Below are 18,402 nucleotides of genomic sequence, written 5' to 3'. Positions count from 1 at the left end.
GCGCCGCCAGGCGCGATACGGGGGTCTGGGGGCGGAGCCCCCAGGTCTCACACCGAGCGCGACTTTCGACGCGGCCGCCGCTCCGACGGCCGCAACACCGACTCCCCGGCCTCCAGCGCCGCCAGGCGTCGCTCCCCGCCGAAGGCGGCAAGCGCCTCCGCCAGCTTGGCGACCGACGGCTCCGGCGCCATGACGTCGACCCGGAGGCCGTGCTCCTCGGCGGTCTTGGCGGTGGCGGGGCCGATGCAGGCGATGACGGTTACGTTATGCGGCTTGCCGGCGATCCCGACGAGATTCCGCACAGTCGAGGACGACGTGAACAACACGGCGTCGAAGCCACCGCCCTTGATGGCTTCACGCGTCGGCGCCGGCGGCGGCGAGGCGCGCACAGTGCGGTACGCCGTGACGTCGTCGACCTCCCAGCCCAGCTCCTTCAGCCCGGCCACCAGCGCCTCGGTGGCGATGTCGGCGCGCGGCAGGAACACCCGGTCGATCGGGTCGAAGACCGGGTCGTACGGCGGCCAGTCCTCGAGCAGCCCGTGCGACGACTGCTCGCCGCTCGGCGTGAGATCCGGCTTCACCCCGAAGTCGACCAGCGCCTTCGCCGTCGACTCACCCACCGCCGCGACCTTGATCCCGGCGAAGGCGCGCGCATCGAGCCCGTACTCCTCGAACTTCTCCCGCACGGCCTTCACGGCATTGACCGAGGTGAAGGCGATCCACTCGTAACGCCCGGTCACCAGCCCCTTGACGGCCCGCTCCATCTGCTGGGGCGTCCGCGGCGGCTCCACGGCGATGGTCGGCACCTCATGGGGCACGGCCCCGTAAGACCGCAGCTGCTCGCTCAGCGACGCCGCCTGCTCCTTCGTGCGCGGCACGAGCACCTGCCACCCGAAGAGGGGCTTCGACTCGAACCACGACAGGCTCTCCCGCCGCGCCGGCGCGCTCTGCTCGCCGACCACGGCTATGACGGGCTGCCCGGCATCCGGGGACGGCAGCGCCTTCGCGGCCTTGAGCACCTGCGCGACGGTGGACAGCGTCGCATTCCAGGTCCGCTGCCGAGTCGTGGTCCCGGCGACCGTGACCGTCATCGGCGTATCGGGCTTGCGCCCGGCGGACACCAGTTCACGCGCGGCCGCCGCGACATCCTCCAGCGTGGTGGAGACGACCGCGGTGCCGTCGCTGGTGCCGACCTCGCCCCAGCAAGCGGCCGAAGCGGTACGGGCGTCGACGAACCGCACGGTCCCGCCGTCCGCGTCCCGCAGCGGCACCCCGGCATACGCGGGCACGCCAACGGCGGCCGCGACACCCGGCACCACCTCGAAGGCGATGGCCTCCGCGGCGCAGTCCTGCATCTCCTGCACGGCGCCGCCGTCCAGGCCCGGGTCACCGGCGATCGCATGCACGACCCTCTTGCCGGAGCGGGCGGCCCGCATGACAAGATGGCTCGCGCTGGGCGGCGTTGAGCCCTCCGCCGAGGATTCGGCCGCCTCCTGGGGCACGCTTGCCCCTGCGCGAGCGTGCGCGCGCACGACATCGAGGATGTCGCGGTCGGCGACGAGCACATCGGCGGCGGCTAGCGCCTCCACGGCGCGCAGTGTCAGCAGTCCCGGGTCGCCGGGTCCGGCGCCCAGGAACGTGACGTGCCCGGCGGTGCGGGGCGCCTTCGTCTCGTTCTGGTCAGTAGTAGAGGCGGTGGGGCTCAATCTGCTCGCTCCCCCATCAGACCGGCCGCTCCCTTGGCGAGCATCGCTTCCGCGAGCTCGCGCCCGAGCGCAACGGCGTCCTCGCTGGACGCCGGGACGGGGCCGGTGGTGGACAGCTGCACCAGTGTGGAGCCGTCGGTCGTGCCGACGACGCCGCGCAGGCGCATCTCGGTGACAACCTGCCCCTCCGTCAGCAGGTCGGCGAGCGCACCCACGGGCGCGCTGCAGCCGGCCTCCAGAACGGCGAGCAGGGTTCGCTCGGCGGTCACGGCGGCCCGCGTGTACGGGTCGTCGAGCTCGGCGAGCTGTGCGACGAGGTGCGTGCTTGCGGCAGCACACTCGACCGCGAGTGCCCCCTGGCCAGGGGCGGGCAAGACTGCGTCGGTCGGGATCAGCTGGGTGGCCTCCTCGAGGCGGCCGATACGGGCCAGGCCCGCGGCTGCCAGGACGACGGCGTCCAGTTCGCCCTTCCGTACGTAACCGATGCGGGTGTCGACGTTACCCCGGATCGCGACCGTCTCGACACCACGCCCGAGCGCGCGGGCCCAGGCGTTGAGCTGCGCGGCACGGCGCGGCGAGCCGGTGCCGACGCGGGCGCCCTCGGGCAGCTCCTCGAAGGTCAGCCCGTCGCGGGCCACCAGCACGTCGCGGGCGTCCTGCCGCGGCGGGATGGCCGCGACGACGAGGCTGTCCGGCTGCGTGGTCGGCAGGTCCTTCAGCGAGTGCACGGCGAGATCGATCTCACCCCGCTGCAGCGCCTCGCGCAGCGCGGCGACGAACACACCGGTGCCGCCGATCTGCGCCAGCGGCGAACGGTCCGTATCGCCGCGGGTGGTGATCTCGACGAGCTCGACCGGACGGCCGGTGAGCTCGGTGATCGCCTCGGCGACCTGGCCCGACTGGGCCATGGCGAGCTTGCTGCGGCGGGTGCCGAGCCTGAGCGGAGTGGTCATGCCTGGCCCCTCTCGGCGGCTGGATTCGTATCAGCCCGGCTGACGGCCGCCACCGCTTCCTGATCAAGGTCGAACAGCTTGCGCAGCGCATCCGCATACCCGGCCCCGTCCGGGGTCGCGGCAAGCTGCTTCACCCGCACGGTCGGCGCATGCAGCAGCTTGTCGACGACGCGGTTAACGGCCTGCGTGATCTCGGCCCGCTCCCGCTCCCCGAGATCGGGCAGCCGCCCGTCGAGCCGCGCGATCTCGGCGGCCACGACATCGGCGGCCATGGTGCGCAGCGCGACGACGGTGGGCGTGATGGTGGCGGCCCGCTGGGCGGCGCCGAAGGCGGCGACTTCAGCGGAGACGATTTTGCGGACCTGGTCCACGTCGGCGGCCATGGGCGCGTCGGCGGACGCGGCGGCGAGCGACTCGATGTCGACGAGGGTGACGTGGTCGAGGTCGTGCAATGCGGGATCGGTGTCCCGCGGCATGGCGAGGTCGAGGATCTCGACGGCCCCGGTCACGTCGGCAGCGGTGAGCACGAGCCCGGTGGCACCGGTGCAGGAGACGACGACATCGGCGAGGGCGAGCTCGGCGCTCACGGCGTCCATGGCGACCGCCCGGGCGGTCAGCTGCTGCCCGGCCCCGTCGGAGACGCCGGCCCCGTCGGAGACGCCGGCCCCGTCGGAGACGCCGGCCCCGTCGGGGGCACTCCCCTGCGCCGGAATCCCGCTGTCAGCGCCGCGTAGCGGCGCAGCGGCACCGGCGCCGGAGGCGCCAAGGCTCGCGGCGAGCCGCTCAGCCCGCTCCACCGTCCGATTCGCGATCACCAGCTCCGCCACCCCGGCCCGCGCCAGCGTGGTGGCAGCCAGCGACGACATCGACCCGGCGCCAATGACCAGCGCCCGCTTGCCGACGGCCCAGTCGGCGACCGGCCGTCCGGCAGCCAGCTGCTCAAGCCCAAACGTCACGAGCGACTGCCCAGCCCGGTCGATCCCGGTCTCCGAATGGGCACGCTTGCCCACCCGCAGCGACGACTGGAACAGATCATTCAGCGTCCGCCCCGCCGTATGCAGCTCCTGCCCCCGGGCCAGCGCCTCCTTGATCTGCGCGAGGACCTGCCCCTCCCCCACGACCATCGAGTCGAGCCCGCACGCCACCGAGAAGAGATGGTGGACCGCCCGGTCCTCGTAATGGACGTACAGATACGGGGTGAGCTCCTCAAGCCCCACCCCCGTGTGCTGGGTGAGCAGCGTGGACAGCTCGGCGACACCCGCGTGGAACTTCTCCACGTCGGCATACAGCTCGACCCGGTTGCAGGTGGCGAGCACCGCCGCCTCTCCGACCGGCTCCGCCGCCACCGCGTCGGCAAGCAGCTTCGCCTGCGCGGACGCGTCGAGCGCGACCCGCTCCAGCAAGCTGACCGGCGCACTGCGGTGGCTCAGGCCAACGACGAGCAGACTCATGCCGGCATCACGGCGGGGATGTCCCCGTCAGATCCCGGCTCGTGCCGCTTGCGCGCCGTCGCGGCGGGCGGCGCCGCGGGCGCCTCGGTGTCGGGCTGCGGCGCGCCCTCGTCCGCCCCGGCCTCGTCGGCACCGGCGCCGTCCTCCCCGGCCTTCCGCTGCTCGTGGAAGGCGAGGATCTGTAGCTCTATCGACAGATCGACCTTGCGTACGTCCACACCTTCCGGGACGGTCAGCACGGTCGGGGCAAAGTTCAGGATCGACGTCACACCGGCCTCCACGAGCCGGTTGCAGACCTGCTGCGCAGCACCCGCCGGAGTGGCGATGACACCGATGGAGACGCCGTTGTCGCTGATGATCGACTCGAGTTCGTCGGTGTGCCGCAGCGGCAGCCCGGCGACCATCTTCCCGGTCATCGCCGGGTCGGCGTCGATGAGCGCGGCGATACGGAACCCACGGGACGCAAAGCCGCCGTAGTTGGCGAGCGCGGCGCCGAGGTTACCGATACCGACGATCACCACGGGCCAGTCCTGGGTCAGGCCCAGCTCGCGGGAGATCTGGTAGACGAGGTACTCCACGTCATAGCCGACGCCCCGGGTCCCGTACGAGCCCAGGTAGGAGAAGTCCTTGCGCAGCTTCGCGGAGTTGACGCCCGCGGCGGCCGCGAGCTCCTCCGAGGAGACCGTGGGGACCGATCGCTCGGACAGCGCGGTCAGCGCGCGCAGGTACAGCGGAAGACGGGCGACGGTGGCCTCGGGAATCCCTCGGCTTCGGGTCGCCGGTCGGTGAGTTCGGCCAGTTGCCACGGTGCTCCTGCGGTCAGCGCGAGCGGGTGAGCAGGCTCGCGTTCCTTGGAATCGCGCGACGCTGCTCGATTGAAAGCAGGCTATGCCTTTGTGAACGCGTGCACAAAGACGGTGTCTGTTTTGTCCGAGCAAAGTGACGGGGGTCACGCGTCGCAGCACTCACCCTCACCTCACCTGCTCGCACCCCGCGTTCCGACACAAAACGCCCCCGATCGTAAACCAGATTTCTACAGCGCCGCTCTACAGCGCCCGGCGCAGCCGATCCGGATCGACCCGCCAGAAGGTGTGCTGCTCACCATCGATGAGCACCACGGGGATCTGCTCCCAGTAGGCGCTGTACAACTGCTCATCCGCAGTGATGTCCCTCTCATCCCAAGAGGCACCGGTCTCGGCACACACCTTCTTGATCACCTCGCGGGCCTCGTCGCAGAGATGACACCCCGGCTTGCCGACCAGGGTCACCGTGCGCTCGGCCGGAGACCGGCGGGAGGACCTACGCCATGGAAGGGGACTCATGTCCCCATTGTGCGGCGTCCGGGCACAACCCCCTTAACCTGCCCGACACCAGCTTGTCCGCCTCGCACCGTTATGCTCGCGCCATGGCCGCTATCCGATGGCTCACCATCCCGAGGTTCCGCAGGCGCTACGCGACCGCGCGCAGCGTGCTGGCGGGCGAGGCTGCCGCGGAGGCCGCCCGCAAGCTCGAGGAAGCGCCTGACGAGGCTCTCCAGGAAAAGGGTGCGGAACAGGCCGAGGAAGCCGGCGAAGAGGAGCAGGAGCCGGAGTTCCCGGTCCCGGGCGACACCCGCGCCGCCGCCTTCTTCGACCTCGACAACACGATCATGCAGGGCGCCGCGCTCTACCACTTCGGCCGCGGCCTCTATAAGCGGAAGTTCTTCACCTCCCGCGACCTCGCCCGCTTCGCCTGGCAGCAGGCGTACTTCCGCCTCGCCGGCTCGGAGAACCCCGAGCACATGCAGGACGTCCAGTCCTCCGCGCTGTCGATCATCCAGGGCCACCGCGTCTCCGACCTCATGGAGATGGGCGAGGAGATCTACGACGAGTACATGGCCGACCGCATCTGGCCCGGCACCCAGGCCCTCGCCCAGGCGCACCTGGACGCGGGCCAGAAGGTCTGGCTGGTCACCGCGGCCCCCGTGGAGACCGCCACCATCATCGCCCGCCGCCTCGGCCTGACCGGCGCCCTCGGCACCGTCGCCGAGTCCGTCGGCGGCGTCTATACGGGCCGCCTCACCGGCGAGCCGCTGCACGGCCCGGCGAAGGCGGAGGCGGTACGGGCCCTGGCCACCGCCGAGGGCCTGGATCTGGCGCGCTGCGCGGCGTACAGCGACTCGGCCAACGACATCCCGATGCTGTCCCTGGTCGGCCACCCGTACGCGATCAACCCGGACGCCCGGCTGAAGAAGCACGCCCGGGAACACGGCTGGCGGCTGCGCGACTACCGCACGGGCCGTAAGGCGGCGAAGGTCGGCATCCCGGCCGCCGCGGGCGTCGGCGCCGTCGCGGGCGGCGCGGCCGCCGCGGCGGCGCTGCACCGCCGCCGGCGCTAACCCCACCTGATCGCAGGCAATCTCTCCCTCTTACCCACACAGGGCGCTCGCCAGTCACACCGGCAGCGGTCAGCCACAACACGCCCGGGAACCAGGCAGTTCGTGTCACTTACCGATCAGAATCACCCATCACCCGGATACTTGATGGGTCGTCAATAGGTTACGGACCGAACGGAACCGGTGAATTGAGCAACTGGGTGTAGCGCGGCCTGTACGAAGCGTTATTCTCCTCAGACGCGTAACCGGTCCCACACGTCACAACGACGGGTGAACGGTCCCGCACTGAACGTGATGGAAGCTCTGCCTCTGGGAGTCCCGTGTCCTCACACGTCGGGGTTGACGCCTCAGGCCTGGCTACGCTGCGCGCACAAGTGCGCGAGCAGCTGCGCATGTTTGAGAACAGGAGCGGCACCGGCGCCACACCCTGGCCGGCCGGCCCCGCGCTGGTCCTGGCCGGCCACCCGGCCACCGGCCCCTCAGCCGCCACCGCCTACGCCCTCGCCGACAGCGGCGCCGCCGTCGGCAGCCGCCGCGGCTCCGCCAGGGGCGCCCGCCCCGCGGACAGCGACAGCCGCCGCATGATGGACCTGGTCGAGCGCGCCCAGTCGGGCGAGGCCGAGGCCTTCGGCTCGCTCTACGACCAGTACTCGGACACGGTCTACCGGTACATCTATTACCGCGTCGGCGGCCGCGCCACCGCCGAGGACCTCACCTCCGAGACCTTCCTGCGCGCCCTGCGCCGCATCGGCACCTTCACCTGGCAGGGCCGCGACTTCGGCGCCTGGCTGGTGACGATCGCCCGCAATCTCGTCGCCGACCACTTCAAGTCCTCCCGCTTCCGGCTGGAGGTCACCACCGGCGAGATGCTCGACTCCAGCGAGACGGAGCGCTCCCCCGAGGACTCCGTCCTCGAGTCGCTCTCCAACACCGCCCTGCTGGAGACGGTCAGAAAGCTCAACCCACAGCAGCAGGAGTGCGTTACGCTCCGATTCCTCCAGGGCCTCTCCGTAGCCGAGACGGCCCGTGTGATGGGGAAGAACGAGGGAGCGATCAAGACCCTGCAGTACCGCGCCGTGCGTACCCTGGCCCGGCTCCTCCCTGACGACGCCCGCTGAGAGGCACACCCGTCTTGCCAGCCGCACCGATAGCCGCCGACCTGATCGCACCGCCCCTACGGTGCGATTATCGGCAGTGCGTAACCCTATTGCCCGAGCTGTCGTTGAGTGGAGTGCAGGACTTCCACCCGACCTCTGATTTGCGCACAACCTCTGGGCGGGTCAAGGGAGTCCAACGCCTGAGACCCCGAGTCGAGAGGAGGTGCAGTCCGTGATCGGATCCGTATCGGCGAAGCGGGCCAACGCCTTCGCCCAGGCCCTGGATACCGCCGTTCTCGAAGGCGTCCCGGAGGACGTCGAGATCGACGACCCCGAGCAGGCGCGGCTGCTGGCCGTCGCCGGCGGCATCGCGGCGCTGCCCGCGCCGTCGATGGACCCCGAGGTCAAGGCCGTCCAGCGGGCGCAGCTGATCGCCGCCATGGAGCAGCAGTTCGCGGGCGGCGGCTCGGGCGGCCAGGCCGTCCCCGAGCAGCGCCGCCGCGGCGCGCACCGCGCGGACACCAGCCCGCTCTCCAAGCTCAGGCCGCAGTCGAAGTGGTCCCGCGGGGTCGCCATCGGCGGCCTCGGCGTCGGGGTGGCCGCAGGATCGTTCAGCGGCGTCGCCGCGGCCAGCTCCGACGCCCTCCCCGGCGACACGCTCTATGGCCTCAAGCGCGGCATGGAGGACGTCAAGCTCACCCTCGCCGACGGCGACGGCGAGCGCGGCCGCCTCTATCTCGACAATGCCGCCACCCGCCTGAATGAGGCCCGCCGCCTCATGGAGCGGCAGCGCGCCGGCGACCTCGACGAGGAGTCGGTCTCCGAGGTCCGCAAGACCCTGCAGGGCGTCCGCCATGACGCCGGCGAGGGCCACCGGCTGCTCCATGATGCGTACGAGAAGGACCGCAGCGCCGGCCCCATCCAGTCCCTCTCCGCCTTCTCCAAGTCGCATCGCGCCGGCTGGGACCAGCTGCGCCAGCAGCTGCCCGTGCAGCTCGACGATGTCGGCCAGGAGGTCGACGACGTCTTCGACGCCATAGACGATGAGCTGGGCCCGCTGAGCTCCCTGCTCCCCCCGGACGAGGACTCCGCCGACCGCGGCCGCTCCACCGGCACCGACCCGGGCCGCGACTCCGGCAGCCCTGACCCGTCCCCGTCGTCCAGCTCCTCGTCCGACGGCGAGGCCGGCAAGGACGACAAGAAGCAGCCCTCGGACGACGCGAGCGACGGCAAGGACGGCGGCCTCATCGGCGACGGCGGCCTCATCGACACCAAGCCGAGCGAGGGCGGCAAGAGCAGCGGCTCCAGCACGCCCCCGCCGGACAGTGGCAAGTCACCCGACGCGGACGTCACCATCCCGCCGCTGCTCCCCGGCCTGCCGGGCCTGGGGCTGGACGCCGAGGACGACGAGGAGTAAGTCGGCGGAGGCGGCTGCTCAGAAGAAGACGGACCTGCGCTGCACCAGCAGCTTGTACAGCGTGTGCTGGATGGTCTCCCGCACCTGATCGGTCAGGTTGAACATCAGCATCGGGTCCTCGGCCGCCTCCGGCGGATAGCCGTCCGTAGGAATCGGCTCGCCGAACTGGATCGTCCACTTCGTCGGCAGCGGCACGGCCCCGAGCGGCCCCAGCCAGGGGAAGGTCGGGGTCACCGGGAAGTACGGGAAGCCCAGCAGCCGCGCCACCGTCTTGGCGTTCCCGATCATCGGGTATATCTCCTCGGCGCCCACGATCGAGCAGGGCACGATCGGCGCCTTCGCCTTCAGCGCGGTCGAGACAAAGCCGCCGCGGCCGAAGCGCTGCAGCTTGTAGCGCTCGGAGAAGGGCTTCCCGAGCCCCTTGAAGCCCTCCGGCATCACGCCCGTCACCTCGCCGCGCGACAGCAGCCGCTGGGCGTCCTCGGCGCAGGCCAGGGTGTGGCCGCCCTTGCGGGCCAGCTCATTGATCACCGGCAGCTTGAAGACCAGGTCGGCGCCGAGCAGCCGCAGCGTGCGGTCCGCCGGGTGATGGTCGTGCACGGCGACCTGCAGCATCAGCCCGTCCCACGGCAGGGTGCCGGAGTGATTGCACACCACCAGGGCGCCGCCGGTGTCCGGGATGTTCTCGATGCCCTTGACCTCGACCCGGAAGTACTTCTCGTACAGCGGCCGGAACAGCGGCATCAGCACCTGATCGGTGAGCTCACCGTCGTACCCGAACTCATCCACCTCATAGTCACCGGTCAGCCGCCGCCGCAGAAAGCTCAGCCCGTGCGCCGCCTTGCGGTCCCAGTCGCCGCCGAGGAGCCGGTCGAGCAGGCCGGGGCCCATAGTCTCGCCCGGCCCGTCCTGAGCGGCCTCCTGGGGCATCTCGGCCTCCTCGGCATCCTGCACGTCGGACGGCTCCCGTACGGCACTCAGCGGGCTCTCCGCGGCCGTCTGCGCGGCACCGGGCCCGCCGGGCCGCTTGCGGGGGCTGCGGCGGCGCTGTCCCCCGCTTGAGGACGTCCTGGCGCGGTCGTCGTCGAAGGGTATGACCTTCGCGTCAGCCATGGGTGCGCTCCTTGCTGATACCTATACGGGCGGCCACCGCGTCCACGGCCCGCCCCACCGCCTCCGGCGGCAGCAGGCCGGGGCCGAGGCTGCCGGCGAAGTCGCAGAAGGCCTCGGTGGTCGTGTACCGGGGCGCGAAGCCCAGCACCTCGCGCATCTGCCGGGTGTCCACCACCCGCCCGTGGGTGAGCAGCCGGATCTGCTCCGGCGCGAAGTCCGTCATGCCCACCGAGCGCAGCGCCGAGCCAATCCAGGTGACCGCGGGCAGCAGGGTGGGCGCGGTGGGGCGGCCGAGGCGGCGGGCGCACTGCGAGAGCAGCAGGACGCCGTCCCCGGCGATGTTGAAGGTGCCGCTGTTGAGATGTCCCTTACGGGCCTCTCCGGCAGCCACCAGCAGCACGTCGATCACGTCCTGCTCGTGCACGAACTGCAGCCGCGGGTCGTACCCGAGGACGGTCGGCAGCACGGGAAGCGCGAAGTACTCGGCGAGCGGGGTGTCGGCGCCGGGACCGAGGATGTTCGCGAACCGCAGCACCGCGACCGCGACATCGGGGCGGCGCCGGGCGAAGCCGCGCACATACCCCTCGACCTCGACGGTGTCCTTCGCGAAGCCGCCGGAGGGCAGCCGCCGCGGCACGGTCTGCTCGGTGAAGACGGCGGGGTCGCGGGGCGCGGAGCCGTAGACATTGGTGGAGGACTTCACCACGAGCCGCTGCACGGTGGGCGCCTTCTGGCAGGCGCCGAGGAGCTGCATCGTGCCTATGACGTTCGTTTCCTTCAGGGCGGCGCGGCTGGCGCGCGGGCCCAGCGGGGTGCCGGTGACGTCCATGTGCACGACGGTGTCGACGGCGTTCTCGATCAGCACCCGGCCGACGGTGGGGTGGCGGATGTCGGCCCGTACGAACTCGGCGTCGCCGAGATCATGATCCGGCTCCAGGGTGTCGACGGCAAGCACCCGCTCGACGCCCGGCTCACGCTGGATGCGGCGGACCAGGCGGCCGCCCAGCCGGCGGGCCACGCCTGTGACGAGCACCACCTTGCCCACTGGATCCGCCTGCCTTCCTGCGCCGGGGCCTCCCAGGTTAGCGGTGCGATGTTGCCCGGAGGTGTCCGTACCTGAACGCACACCGCCGCCCCAGGGCACCCTGAAGGTGCTGGGGCGGCGGTTGTGCGCGCGGCCTTGCGGCCGGTTACTTCTTGTTGCGGCGCTGCACGCGCGTGCGCTTCAGCAGCTTGCGGTGCTTCTTCTTAGCCATCCGCTTGCGGCGCTTCTTGATGACAGAGCCCACTACTACCCTCGCTCACTTGATTTGCTTCATGGCGCGGGGCAGGGCCCACACGACCTACGTCGGCCCAGCCTACCCGCCATGCGGCCTAGCCCGTAATCGAGGGAGGGCCACCGGGCTCTGTCGATCTTGATCGCTGTGCTGATTTTACGGTCGATCTTGAACGACTCCTGGCCGTCAGGCCGACTCCACCCCCACATATGACTCGCGAAGGTACTCGTGCACCGCGTTCTCCGGCACCCGGAAGGACCTGCCCACCCGGATCGCCGGCAGATGCCCGCTGTGCACCAGCCGGTAGACGGTCATCTTGGACACTCGCATCACAGCGGCTACTTCCGCCACCGTGAGGAACTGGACCTCGGACAGAGGCCTCTCTGCATTTGCAGCCATGACACACCTGAACCTTCCGCACATGACGGACACCGGCTTCCCCTCCGGTGACTCCTGTTCGCATGCGCGCTCTTTCCCAGAGTAGGTGCGGGTGGTGCAAGTGGGGAAGAGGAGTTGCGATCGGATGGCTACTGTGACAGACACGCTCGATTGAGTACATAGCGCGTCAACGCCCTGTAGCAGTCGGACCGCACAGCGTCATCAAGCGGAACGACTACGGACACCCGCCCCTCTGCCTGCCCGACGAACGGCGCGGGATCGTCGGCATCTGCCAGGCCAATGGCCTCAAAACCCAGCTGACCTGCACCACAGACCCACCCGTGATCCCCGACCACCAGCTCCGGCAGGGCAGTTGCCCCGCCGGCCGCGGCGGCCAGCGCGGCCCGGACAGGAAGGGGGGAGTGCGTATGCACGCCGGTACGACACCCATCCCCATGCACGCCGTTTTCGTGCACCTGCGCGACGCCGCTGGCGTAGCGAAGGTTGTATGTGCGTACGCCGAACCGGGTCGTTATGTCGACATCTCTGCCATCCCCTGGGGTGAGGACATCGCACCCCGCCGCCGAGAGCCCGGCAGCCAAGGCGGCGTAGAAACCAAGGAGTCCTGCGGGATGCCCGGTGCCGATGAGCACGCTTTCACCGCGCTCGGCGGCCAGTTTGAGCCGATCTGCGAAGGCGTCCAGGGCCGCGATGGTCAGATCCGGGTCGATCTCGACGGGTCCGGAGATGTGCCCGGGGTCCGGGCTGGTCCCGGTGCGGTGCGCCATGAGGAGCAGCAAGTCCCGCACGGTCCAGTCCCGTTCGGGCTCAAGCCCGAGGAGCGCGCGCGGATCGCGGGCGGCGAAGAGGTGATACCGCCGCAATGCACCCTCGCGGGTGGTGGCTACGGTCCCGGCGATGCTGTGCGCGAGCAGGTGGACCCGGAGCTCGTCGGCGGCAGCCGTTGTGGTGGTCAACACGGGGGCAATGGTGGCGGCTTGGGCAGCGCGGTGCGGCACGTTTCACTCTTTTTCACCCACCCGCCCGCCCGTTGGACCTACGGCACACAGCAACGGGCGGGAACAGCCCCTCAGGGCAGCAAACCGTGCGCCGGGAACACCCCACGCCGCACCGCCCGAATCGCCTGATCCACCGCCGACCCCGGGTCGTACCCGTCCTCCCAGTCCGGGAAGGACGCATCGCACCCATCCGTCATCCGCCGCGGCCCAGCCACCCCCGTACGGCGATAAACCTCGGCCCGCCACTCCTCAGGCACCTCAGCCTCCGCCGGAATCGGCACCCCGGCAGCGATCGCCGACAGATGCGTCCACGCCCGCGGCACCACATCCACCACCGCGTAGCCGCCACCCCCCAGCGCCAGCCACCGCCCACCGGCATGCTCCTGCGCCAGATCATGCAGGCCCTGCGCAGCAGCCCGCTGCGCGTCCACCGACAGCGCCAGATGCGCCAGCGGATCCTCCACATGCGTATCCGCCCCGTGCTGCGTCACCAGCACCTGCGGCCGGAAGGCGCCCACCAGCGGCGGCACCACCGCATGGAACGCCCGCAGCCACCCCGCATCCCCGGTCCCCGCCGGCAGCGCCACATTGACCGCGCTGCCCTCCGCGGCCGCGGCCCCCGTCTCCTCCGCCCACCCGGTCTGCGGAAACAGCGTCCGCGGATGCTCATGCAGCGAGATCGTCAGCACCCGCGGGTCATCCCAGAACGCCGCCTGCACCCCATCCCCGTGATGCACATCGACATCCACATACGCCACCCGCTCCGCACCCAGCTCAAGCAGCCGCGCAATCGCCAGCGCCGCATCGTTGTAGATACAGAACCCGGACGCACCCCCAGGCATCGCATGATGCAGCCCGCCCGCGAAGTTCACCGCATGCTCGGCATCCCCACGCCACAGCGCCTCCGCCGCCGCCACCGACTGCCCGGCGATCAGCGCCGAAGCCTCATGCATCCCGGCAAAGGCGGGATCATCGATGGTCCCGATCCCGTACGACACATCAGCGGCGGACGGATCGGCCGAGGCGGCCCGTACCGCATCGATGTAGTCCTGCCGGTGCACCAGCCGCAGCGTCGAATCCCCCGCCGGCGGCGCCGCGACCACATCCACCCCCGGCGCCTTGTCCACCCCGAAGGCCTCGACCAGCCGCATCGTCAGCGCCAGCCGCACCGGATCCATCGGATGCTCGGGCCCGAAGTCGTAAGCGGTGACGGCCTCATCCCACATCAGCTGCGCGCGCACGGTCATGCCCGCCACCGTATCGAGCGGGAGCGGTCCCGTACGACCTGGCATAGAACAGCGTCGCCAGCACCATCGCCATGGGGATGAGCATCGCCCCGCGGTACGACCACGCCTCCCCGATCCCGCCGACCAGCGGCGCCCCGACGAGGAAGCCCACGTAATTGAAGATATTGAGCCGCGCGATAGCGGTGTCCGACCCGGGGAAGAGCCGCCCGGCGGCAGCGAACGTCTGCGGCACGATCACGCACAGCCCGAACCCGAGCAGCGTGAACCCCGCCATCCCCGTCCACGCCCCGGGCGCCACCGCGACGACGGCGAAGCCCACACCGGCCAGCACCGTCCCGGCCCGCACCACGGCGGCCCCACCCCAGCGCGCGACACCGCGGTCGCCGAGGGCGCGGCCGAGGAGGGTGGTGACCATGTAGACGTTGTACGGGACGGTGGCGAGCTCCTCGGAGGAGTGCAGGACGTCGTCGAGGTACTTGGCGCTCCAGTTGGAGACGGTGGCGTCGCCGATGTACGCGAAGGCCATCACCATGCAGAGGGGCAGCAGCGCGCGATAGGCGCGGGAGCCGCCTTCCGGGGCGGCCTCCTCCGCACGCTCCGACTGCGCGTCCCGGTAGTAGCGGCTCCCGTAGAACGCCGCCGGCGCCAGCACCACCACAACGCAGCCGTACAGCAGGGCCAGGGATATGTCCCAGTGCGCTCCCACCCAAGCCAGCGACGCCCCGGTGATGCCGCCGAGACTGTACGCCGCATGGAACCCGAGCATGATGCTGCGCCCATACGCCCGCTGCAGGCTGACGCCAAGCATGTTCATGGACGCGTCCAGCGCCCCGACCGCGAGCCCGAAGGCAGCGAGGGCAACGGCGGCCTGCCACACCTGGTCCCCCAGGCCGACCCCGGCCAGCGTCAGGCACACCACCGGCTGCACCCAGCGCAGCACGACGGACGGCCGGACCCGCTTGACGAGGTGCTCGGCCGCGACGCTGCCTACGCCGGCCAGAATCGGCACAGCAGCAAGGAAGATGGGCAGCGCGCCGTCGCTGATGCCGTAGCGGTCCTGGATCGCGGGGATACGGGTCACCAGCAGGGCGAACACGGCCCCCTGCACAAAGAAGCTGAGCCCGAGCGCACCCCGCGCCTGCCGCAGCTGAGCATCGATCATGGCGGGAGCTTAGGGCCAATGCCTACCTGTGAGTAGCCCTGCGGCGTCCTGAAACGCAAGAAGGCCCCCGCCAGTTGGCGGGGGCCTTCTTACAAAGATTGTTCGGCGGCGACCTACTCTCCCACACAGTCCCCTGTGCAGTACCATCGGCGCGGAAAGGCTTAGCTTCCGGGTTCGGAATGTAACCGGGCGTTTCCCTAACGCTATGACCACCGAAACACTATGAAACACACAAACCGGAGCACCCGACCTGGGGTGCTGCGAGACGGTTGTTGTCTCAGAAACCAGACAGTGGACGCGAGCAGCTATGGACAAGTCCTCGGCCTATTAGTACCAGTCAACTCCACCCCTTACAGGGCTTCCATATCTGGCCTATCAACCCAGTCGTCTACTGGGAGCCTTAACCCCTCATGGGGGTGGGAGTCCTCATCTCGAAGCAGGCTTCCCGCTTAGATGCTTTCAGCGGTTATCCTTTCCGAACGTAGCCAACCAGCCATGCCCTTGGCAGAACAACTGGCACACCAGAGGTCCGTCCGTCCCGGTCCTCTCGTACTAGGGACAGCCCTTCTCAAGACTCCTACGCGCACAGCGGATAGGGACCGAACTGTCTCACGACGTTCTAAACCCAGCTCGCGTGCCGCTTTAATGGGCGAACAGCCCAACCCTTGGGACCGACTCCAGCCCCAGGATGCGACGAGCCGACATCGAGGTGCCAAACCATCCCGTCGATATGGACTCTTGGGGAAGATCAGCCTGTTATCCCCGGGGTACCTTTTATCCGTTGAGCGACGGCGCTTCCACAAGCCACCGCCGGATCACTAGTCCCGACTTTCGTCCCTGCTCGACCCGTCAGTCTCACAGTCAAGCTCCCTTGTGCACTTACACTCACCACCTGATTACCAACCAGGCTGAGGGAACCTTTGGGCGCCTCCGTTACTCTTTGGGAGGCAACCGCCCCAGTTAAACTACCCACCAGACACTGTCCCTGATCCGGATCACGGACCGAGGTTAGACATCCAGCACGACCAGAGTGGTATTTCAACGACGACTCCACCCATACTGGCGTATGAGTTTCAAAGTCTCCCACCTATCCTACACAAGCCGAACCGAACACCAATATCAAGCTATAGTAAAGGTCCCGGGGTCTTTCCGTCCTGCTGCGCGAAACGAGCATCTTTACTCGTAGTGCAATTTCACCGGGCCTATGGTTGAGACAGTCGAGAAGTCGTTACGCCATTCGTGCAGGTCGGAACTTACCCGACAAGGAATTTCGCTACCTTAGGATGGTTATAGTTACCACCGCCGTTTACTGGCGCTTAAGTTCTCAGCTTCGCATGATCGAAACCACGCTAACCGGTCCCCTTAACGTTCCAGCACCGGGCAGGCGTCAGTCCGTATACATCGCCTTACGGCTTCGCACGGACCTGTGTTTTTAGTAAACAGTCGCTTCTCGCTGGTCTCTGCGGCCACCCCCAGCTCGGACAGTAAATGTCGTCACCAGGTGTGGCCCCCCTTCTCCCGAAGTTACGGGGGCATTTTGCCGAGTTCCTTAACCATAGTTCACCCGAACGCCTCGGTATACTCTACCTGACCACCTGAGTCGGTTTAGGGTACGGGCCGCCATGCAACATCGCTAGAGGCTTTTCTCGACAGCATAGGATCATCCACTTCACCACAATCGGCTCGGCATCAGGTCTCACCCCACAAGCAACGGATTTACCTATTGCTCGGGCTACACCCTTACCCCGGGACAACCACCGCCCGGGCTGGACTACCTTCCTGCGTCACCCCATCACTCACCTACTACCACCTTGGTTCAGCGGCTCCACCACTCCGAATCACCCCGAAGGGATCAACGGCGGCTTCACGGCCTTAGCATTAATGGGCTCGATGTTTGTCGCCACACAGCGGGTACCGGAATATCAACCGGTTATCCATCGACTACGCCTGTCGGCCTCGCCTTAGGTCCCGACTTACCCTGGGCAGATCAGCTTGACCCAGGAACCCTTAGTCAATCGGCGCACACGTTTCTCACGTGTGAATCGCTACTCATGCCTGCATTCTCACTCGTGAACCATCCACCACTCGTTTACACGGCGGCTTCACCCGGCACACGACGCTCCCCTACCCAACACAGCACCCGTTAGGGCTCTTGCTGCATTGACACGACTTCGGCGGTACGCTTGAGCCCCGCTACATTGTCGGCGCGGAATCACTTGACCAGTGAGCTATTACGCACTCTTTCAAGGATGGCTGCTTCTAAGCCAACCTCCTGGTTGTCTCTGCGACTCCACATCCTTTCCCACTTAGCGTACGCTTAGGGGCCTTAGTCGATGCTCTGGGCTGTTTCCCTCTCGACCACGGAGCTTATCCCCCGCAGTCTCACTGCCACACTTCACTTACCGGCATTCGGAGTTTGGCTAAGGTCAGTAACCCGGTAAGGCCCATCGCCTATCCAGTGCTCTACCTCCGGCAAGAAACATGTGACGCTGCACCTAAATGCATTTCGGGGAGAACCAGCTATCACGTAGTTTGATTGGCCTTTCACCCCTAACCACAGGTCATCCCCCAGGTTTTCAACCCTGGTGGGTTCGGCCCTCCACGAAGTCTTACCTCCGCTTCAGCCTGCCCATGGCTAGATCACTACGCTTCGGGTCTTGAGCGTGCTACTCCATCGCCCTTATCGGACTCGCTTTCGCTACGGCTACCCCACCCGGGTTAACCTCGCAACACACCGCAAACTCGCAGGCTCATTCTTCAAAAGGCACGCAGTCACGACTACAGTCCCGAAGGACTGCAGCGACGCTCCCACGGCTTGTAGGCACACGGTTTCAGGTACTCTTTCACTCCGCTCCCGCGGTACTTTTCACCATTCCCTCACGGTACTATCCGCTATCGGTCACCAGGGAATATTTAGGCTTAGCGGGTGGTCCCGCCAGATTCACACGGGATTTCTCGGGCCCCGTGCTACTTGGGTGTCTCTCAAACGAGCCGCTGACGTTTCAGCTACGGGGGTCTTACCCTCTACGCCGGGCCTTTCGCATGCCCTTCGCCTACATCAACGGTTTCTGACTCGCCTCATGGCCGGCAGACCATGAACAAGAGATCCCACAACCCCGCACACGCAACCCCTGCCGGGTATCACACGCATACGGTTTGGCCTCATCCAGTTTCGCTCGCCACTACTCCCGGAATCACGGTTGTTTTC

The 18,402-nt window shown here is 68.4% G+C and carries 15 protein-coding genes and 2 rRNA genes (1 of these 17 running past the window's edge); 3 read left to right on the top strand and 14 right to left on the bottom strand.

The annotated features are described in order from the left end of the window. Nucleotides 1-47: 47 nt before the first annotated feature. The 5 genes from ACNNMR_RS25545 to ACNNMR_RS25525 form a co-directional block, all read right to left on the bottom strand. Complete coding sequence (locus tag ACNNMR_RS25545) at nt 48-1,706, bottom strand: uroporphyrinogen-III synthase (RefSeq protein WP_419997012.1); 1,659 nt, start codon at nt 1,704-1,706, stop codon at nt 48-50. Beyond that, nucleotides 1,703-2,659: a hydroxymethylbilane synthase gene (gene hemC / locus ACNNMR_RS25540; RefSeq protein ID WP_419997011.1), complete on the bottom strand. Its 957-nt coding sequence runs from the start codon at nt 2,657-2,659 to the stop codon at nt 1,703-1,705. Before hemC ends, ACNNMR_RS25545 begins: the two co-directional genes overlap by 4 nt. Beyond that, a complete protein-coding gene (gene hemA / locus ACNNMR_RS25535; RefSeq protein ID WP_419997010.1) occupies nt 2,656-4,110 on the bottom strand; it encodes a glutamyl-tRNA reductase in 1,455 nt (484 codons plus the stop codon). The genes hemC and hemA overlap by 4 nt, the downstream gene beginning before the upstream one ends. Then, entirely contained in the window at nt 4,107-4,916 is an 810-nt protein-coding gene (locus ACNNMR_RS25530; RefSeq protein ID WP_419997009.1) for a redox-sensing transcriptional repressor Rex, read from the bottom strand. Before ACNNMR_RS25530 ends, hemA begins: the two co-directional genes overlap by 4 nt. Before the next feature lie 240 nt (nt 4,917-5,156). Further along, on the bottom strand, nt 5,157-5,432 hold the full coding sequence (locus ACNNMR_RS25525; protein WP_419997008.1) for a glutaredoxin family protein: 276 nt from the start codon (nt 5,430-5,432) through the stop codon (nt 5,157-5,159). An 83-nt stretch (nt 5,433-5,515) separates the two neighbouring features. Here ACNNMR_RS25525 and ACNNMR_RS25520 point away from each other — a divergent pair, with 83 nt between their 5' ends. The 3 genes from ACNNMR_RS25520 (at nt 5,516) to ACNNMR_RS25510 (ending at nt 8,998) form a co-directional block, all read left to right on the top strand. Continuing rightward, nucleotides 5,516-6,487 carry an HAD family hydrolase gene (locus ACNNMR_RS25520; RefSeq protein ID WP_419997007.1) on the top strand — a complete coding sequence of 324 codons (972 nt, stop codon included), beginning with the start codon at nt 5,516-5,518 and terminating at the stop codon, nt 6,485-6,487. Between the two features lie 317 nt (nt 6,488-6,804). After that, nucleotides 6,805-7,602: an ECF subfamily RNA polymerase sigma factor, BldN family gene (locus ACNNMR_RS25515; protein ID WP_419997006.1), complete on the top strand. Its 798-nt coding sequence runs from the start codon at nt 6,805-6,807 to the stop codon at nt 7,600-7,602. 211 nt (nt 7,603-7,813) lie between these two features. Further along, a complete protein-coding gene (locus ACNNMR_RS25510; protein WP_419997005.1) occupies nt 7,814-8,998 on the top strand; it encodes a DUF5667 domain-containing protein in 1,185 nt (394 codons plus the stop codon). An 18-nt stretch (nt 8,999-9,016) separates the two neighbouring features. Here ACNNMR_RS25510 and ACNNMR_RS25505 read toward each other — a convergent pair whose 3' ends face one another. From ACNNMR_RS25505 to ACNNMR_RS25465, 9 genes are all read right to left on the bottom strand, one after another. Beyond that, nucleotides 9,017-10,111, bottom strand: coding sequence for a lysophospholipid acyltransferase family protein (locus ACNNMR_RS25505; RefSeq protein ID WP_419997004.1), 1,095 nt, complete (start codon nt 10,109-10,111; stop codon nt 9,017-9,019). After that, entirely contained in the window at nt 10,104-11,156 is a 1,053-nt protein-coding gene (locus tag ACNNMR_RS25500; protein ID WP_419997003.1) for an NAD-dependent epimerase/dehydratase family protein, read from the bottom strand. The genes ACNNMR_RS25505 and ACNNMR_RS25500 overlap by 8 nt, the downstream gene beginning before the upstream one ends. Before the next feature lie 145 nt (nt 11,157-11,301). Beyond that, on the bottom strand, nt 11,302-11,400 hold the full coding sequence (locus ACNNMR_RS25495; protein WP_003948845.1) for a 30S ribosomal protein bS22: 99 nt from the start codon (nt 11,398-11,400) through the stop codon (nt 11,302-11,304). 174 nt (nt 11,401-11,574) lie between these two features. Beyond that, nucleotides 11,575-11,787, bottom strand: coding sequence for a helix-turn-helix domain-containing protein (locus tag ACNNMR_RS25490; RefSeq protein WP_165241271.1), 213 nt, complete (start codon nt 11,785-11,787; stop codon nt 11,575-11,577). A 128-nt stretch (nt 11,788-11,915) separates the two neighbouring features. Next, complete coding sequence (locus ACNNMR_RS25485) at nt 11,916-12,743, bottom strand: phosphatase (protein WP_420000465.1); 828 nt, start codon at nt 12,741-12,743, stop codon at nt 11,916-11,918. 113 nt (nt 12,744-12,856) lie between these two features. Then, nucleotides 12,857-14,032: an acetoin utilization protein AcuC gene (locus ACNNMR_RS25480; RefSeq protein WP_419997002.1), complete on the bottom strand. Its 1,176-nt coding sequence runs from the start codon at nt 14,030-14,032 to the stop codon at nt 12,857-12,859. Further along, on the bottom strand, nt 14,001-15,194 hold the full coding sequence (locus ACNNMR_RS25475) for an MFS transporter (RefSeq protein WP_419997001.1): 1,194 nt from the start codon (nt 15,192-15,194) through the stop codon (nt 14,001-14,003). Before ACNNMR_RS25475 ends, ACNNMR_RS25480 begins: the two co-directional genes overlap by 32 nt. 100 nt (nt 15,195-15,294) lie before the next feature. Further along, nucleotides 15,295-15,411, bottom strand: a 5S ribosomal RNA gene (gene rrf / locus ACNNMR_RS25470). Between the two features lie 90 nt (nt 15,412-15,501). Further along, nucleotides 15,502-18,402 (bottom strand): 23S ribosomal RNA (locus ACNNMR_RS25465); it runs 222 nt beyond the window's last position.

This window comes from Streptomyces boninensis (assembly GCF_048572725.1).
Lineage (GTDB): Bacteria > Actinomycetota > Actinomycetes > Streptomycetales > Streptomycetaceae > Streptomyces > Streptomyces boninensis.
This window is presented reverse-complemented; position numbering and strand designations above follow the sequence as displayed.

Bases quoted from the DNA above. Each gene is read 5' to 3' on its own strand.
- ACNNMR_RS25490 (WP_165241271.1), bottom strand. From the start codon at position 11,787: ATGGCTGCAAATGCAGAGAGGCCTCTGTCCGAGGTCCAGTTCCTCACG.
- ACNNMR_RS25525 (WP_419997008.1), bottom strand. From the start codon at position 5,432: ATGAGTCCCCTTCCATGGCGTAGGTCCTCCCGCCGGTCTCCGGCCGAG.
- hemA (WP_419997010.1), bottom strand. From the start codon at position 4,110: ATGAGTCTGCTCGTCGTTGGCCTGAGCCACCGCAGTGCGCCGGTCAGC.
- ACNNMR_RS25520 (WP_419997007.1), top strand. From the start codon at position 5,516: ATGGCCGCTATCCGATGGCTCACCATCCCGAGGTTCCGCAGGCGCTAC.
- hemC (WP_419997011.1), bottom strand. From the start codon at position 2,659: ATGACCACTCCGCTCAGGCTCGGCACCCGCCGCAGCAAGCTCGCCATG.
- ACNNMR_RS25505 (WP_419997004.1), bottom strand. From the start codon at position 10,111: ATGGCTGACGCGAAGGTCATACCCTTCGACGACGACCGCGCCAGGACG.
- ACNNMR_RS25480 (WP_419997002.1), bottom strand. From the start codon at position 14,032: ATGACCGTGCGCGCGCAGCTGATGTGGGATGAGGCCGTCACCGCTTAC.
- ACNNMR_RS25475 (WP_419997001.1), bottom strand. From the start codon at position 15,194: ATGATCGATGCTCAGCTGCGGCAGGCGCGGGGTGCGCTCGGGCTCAGC.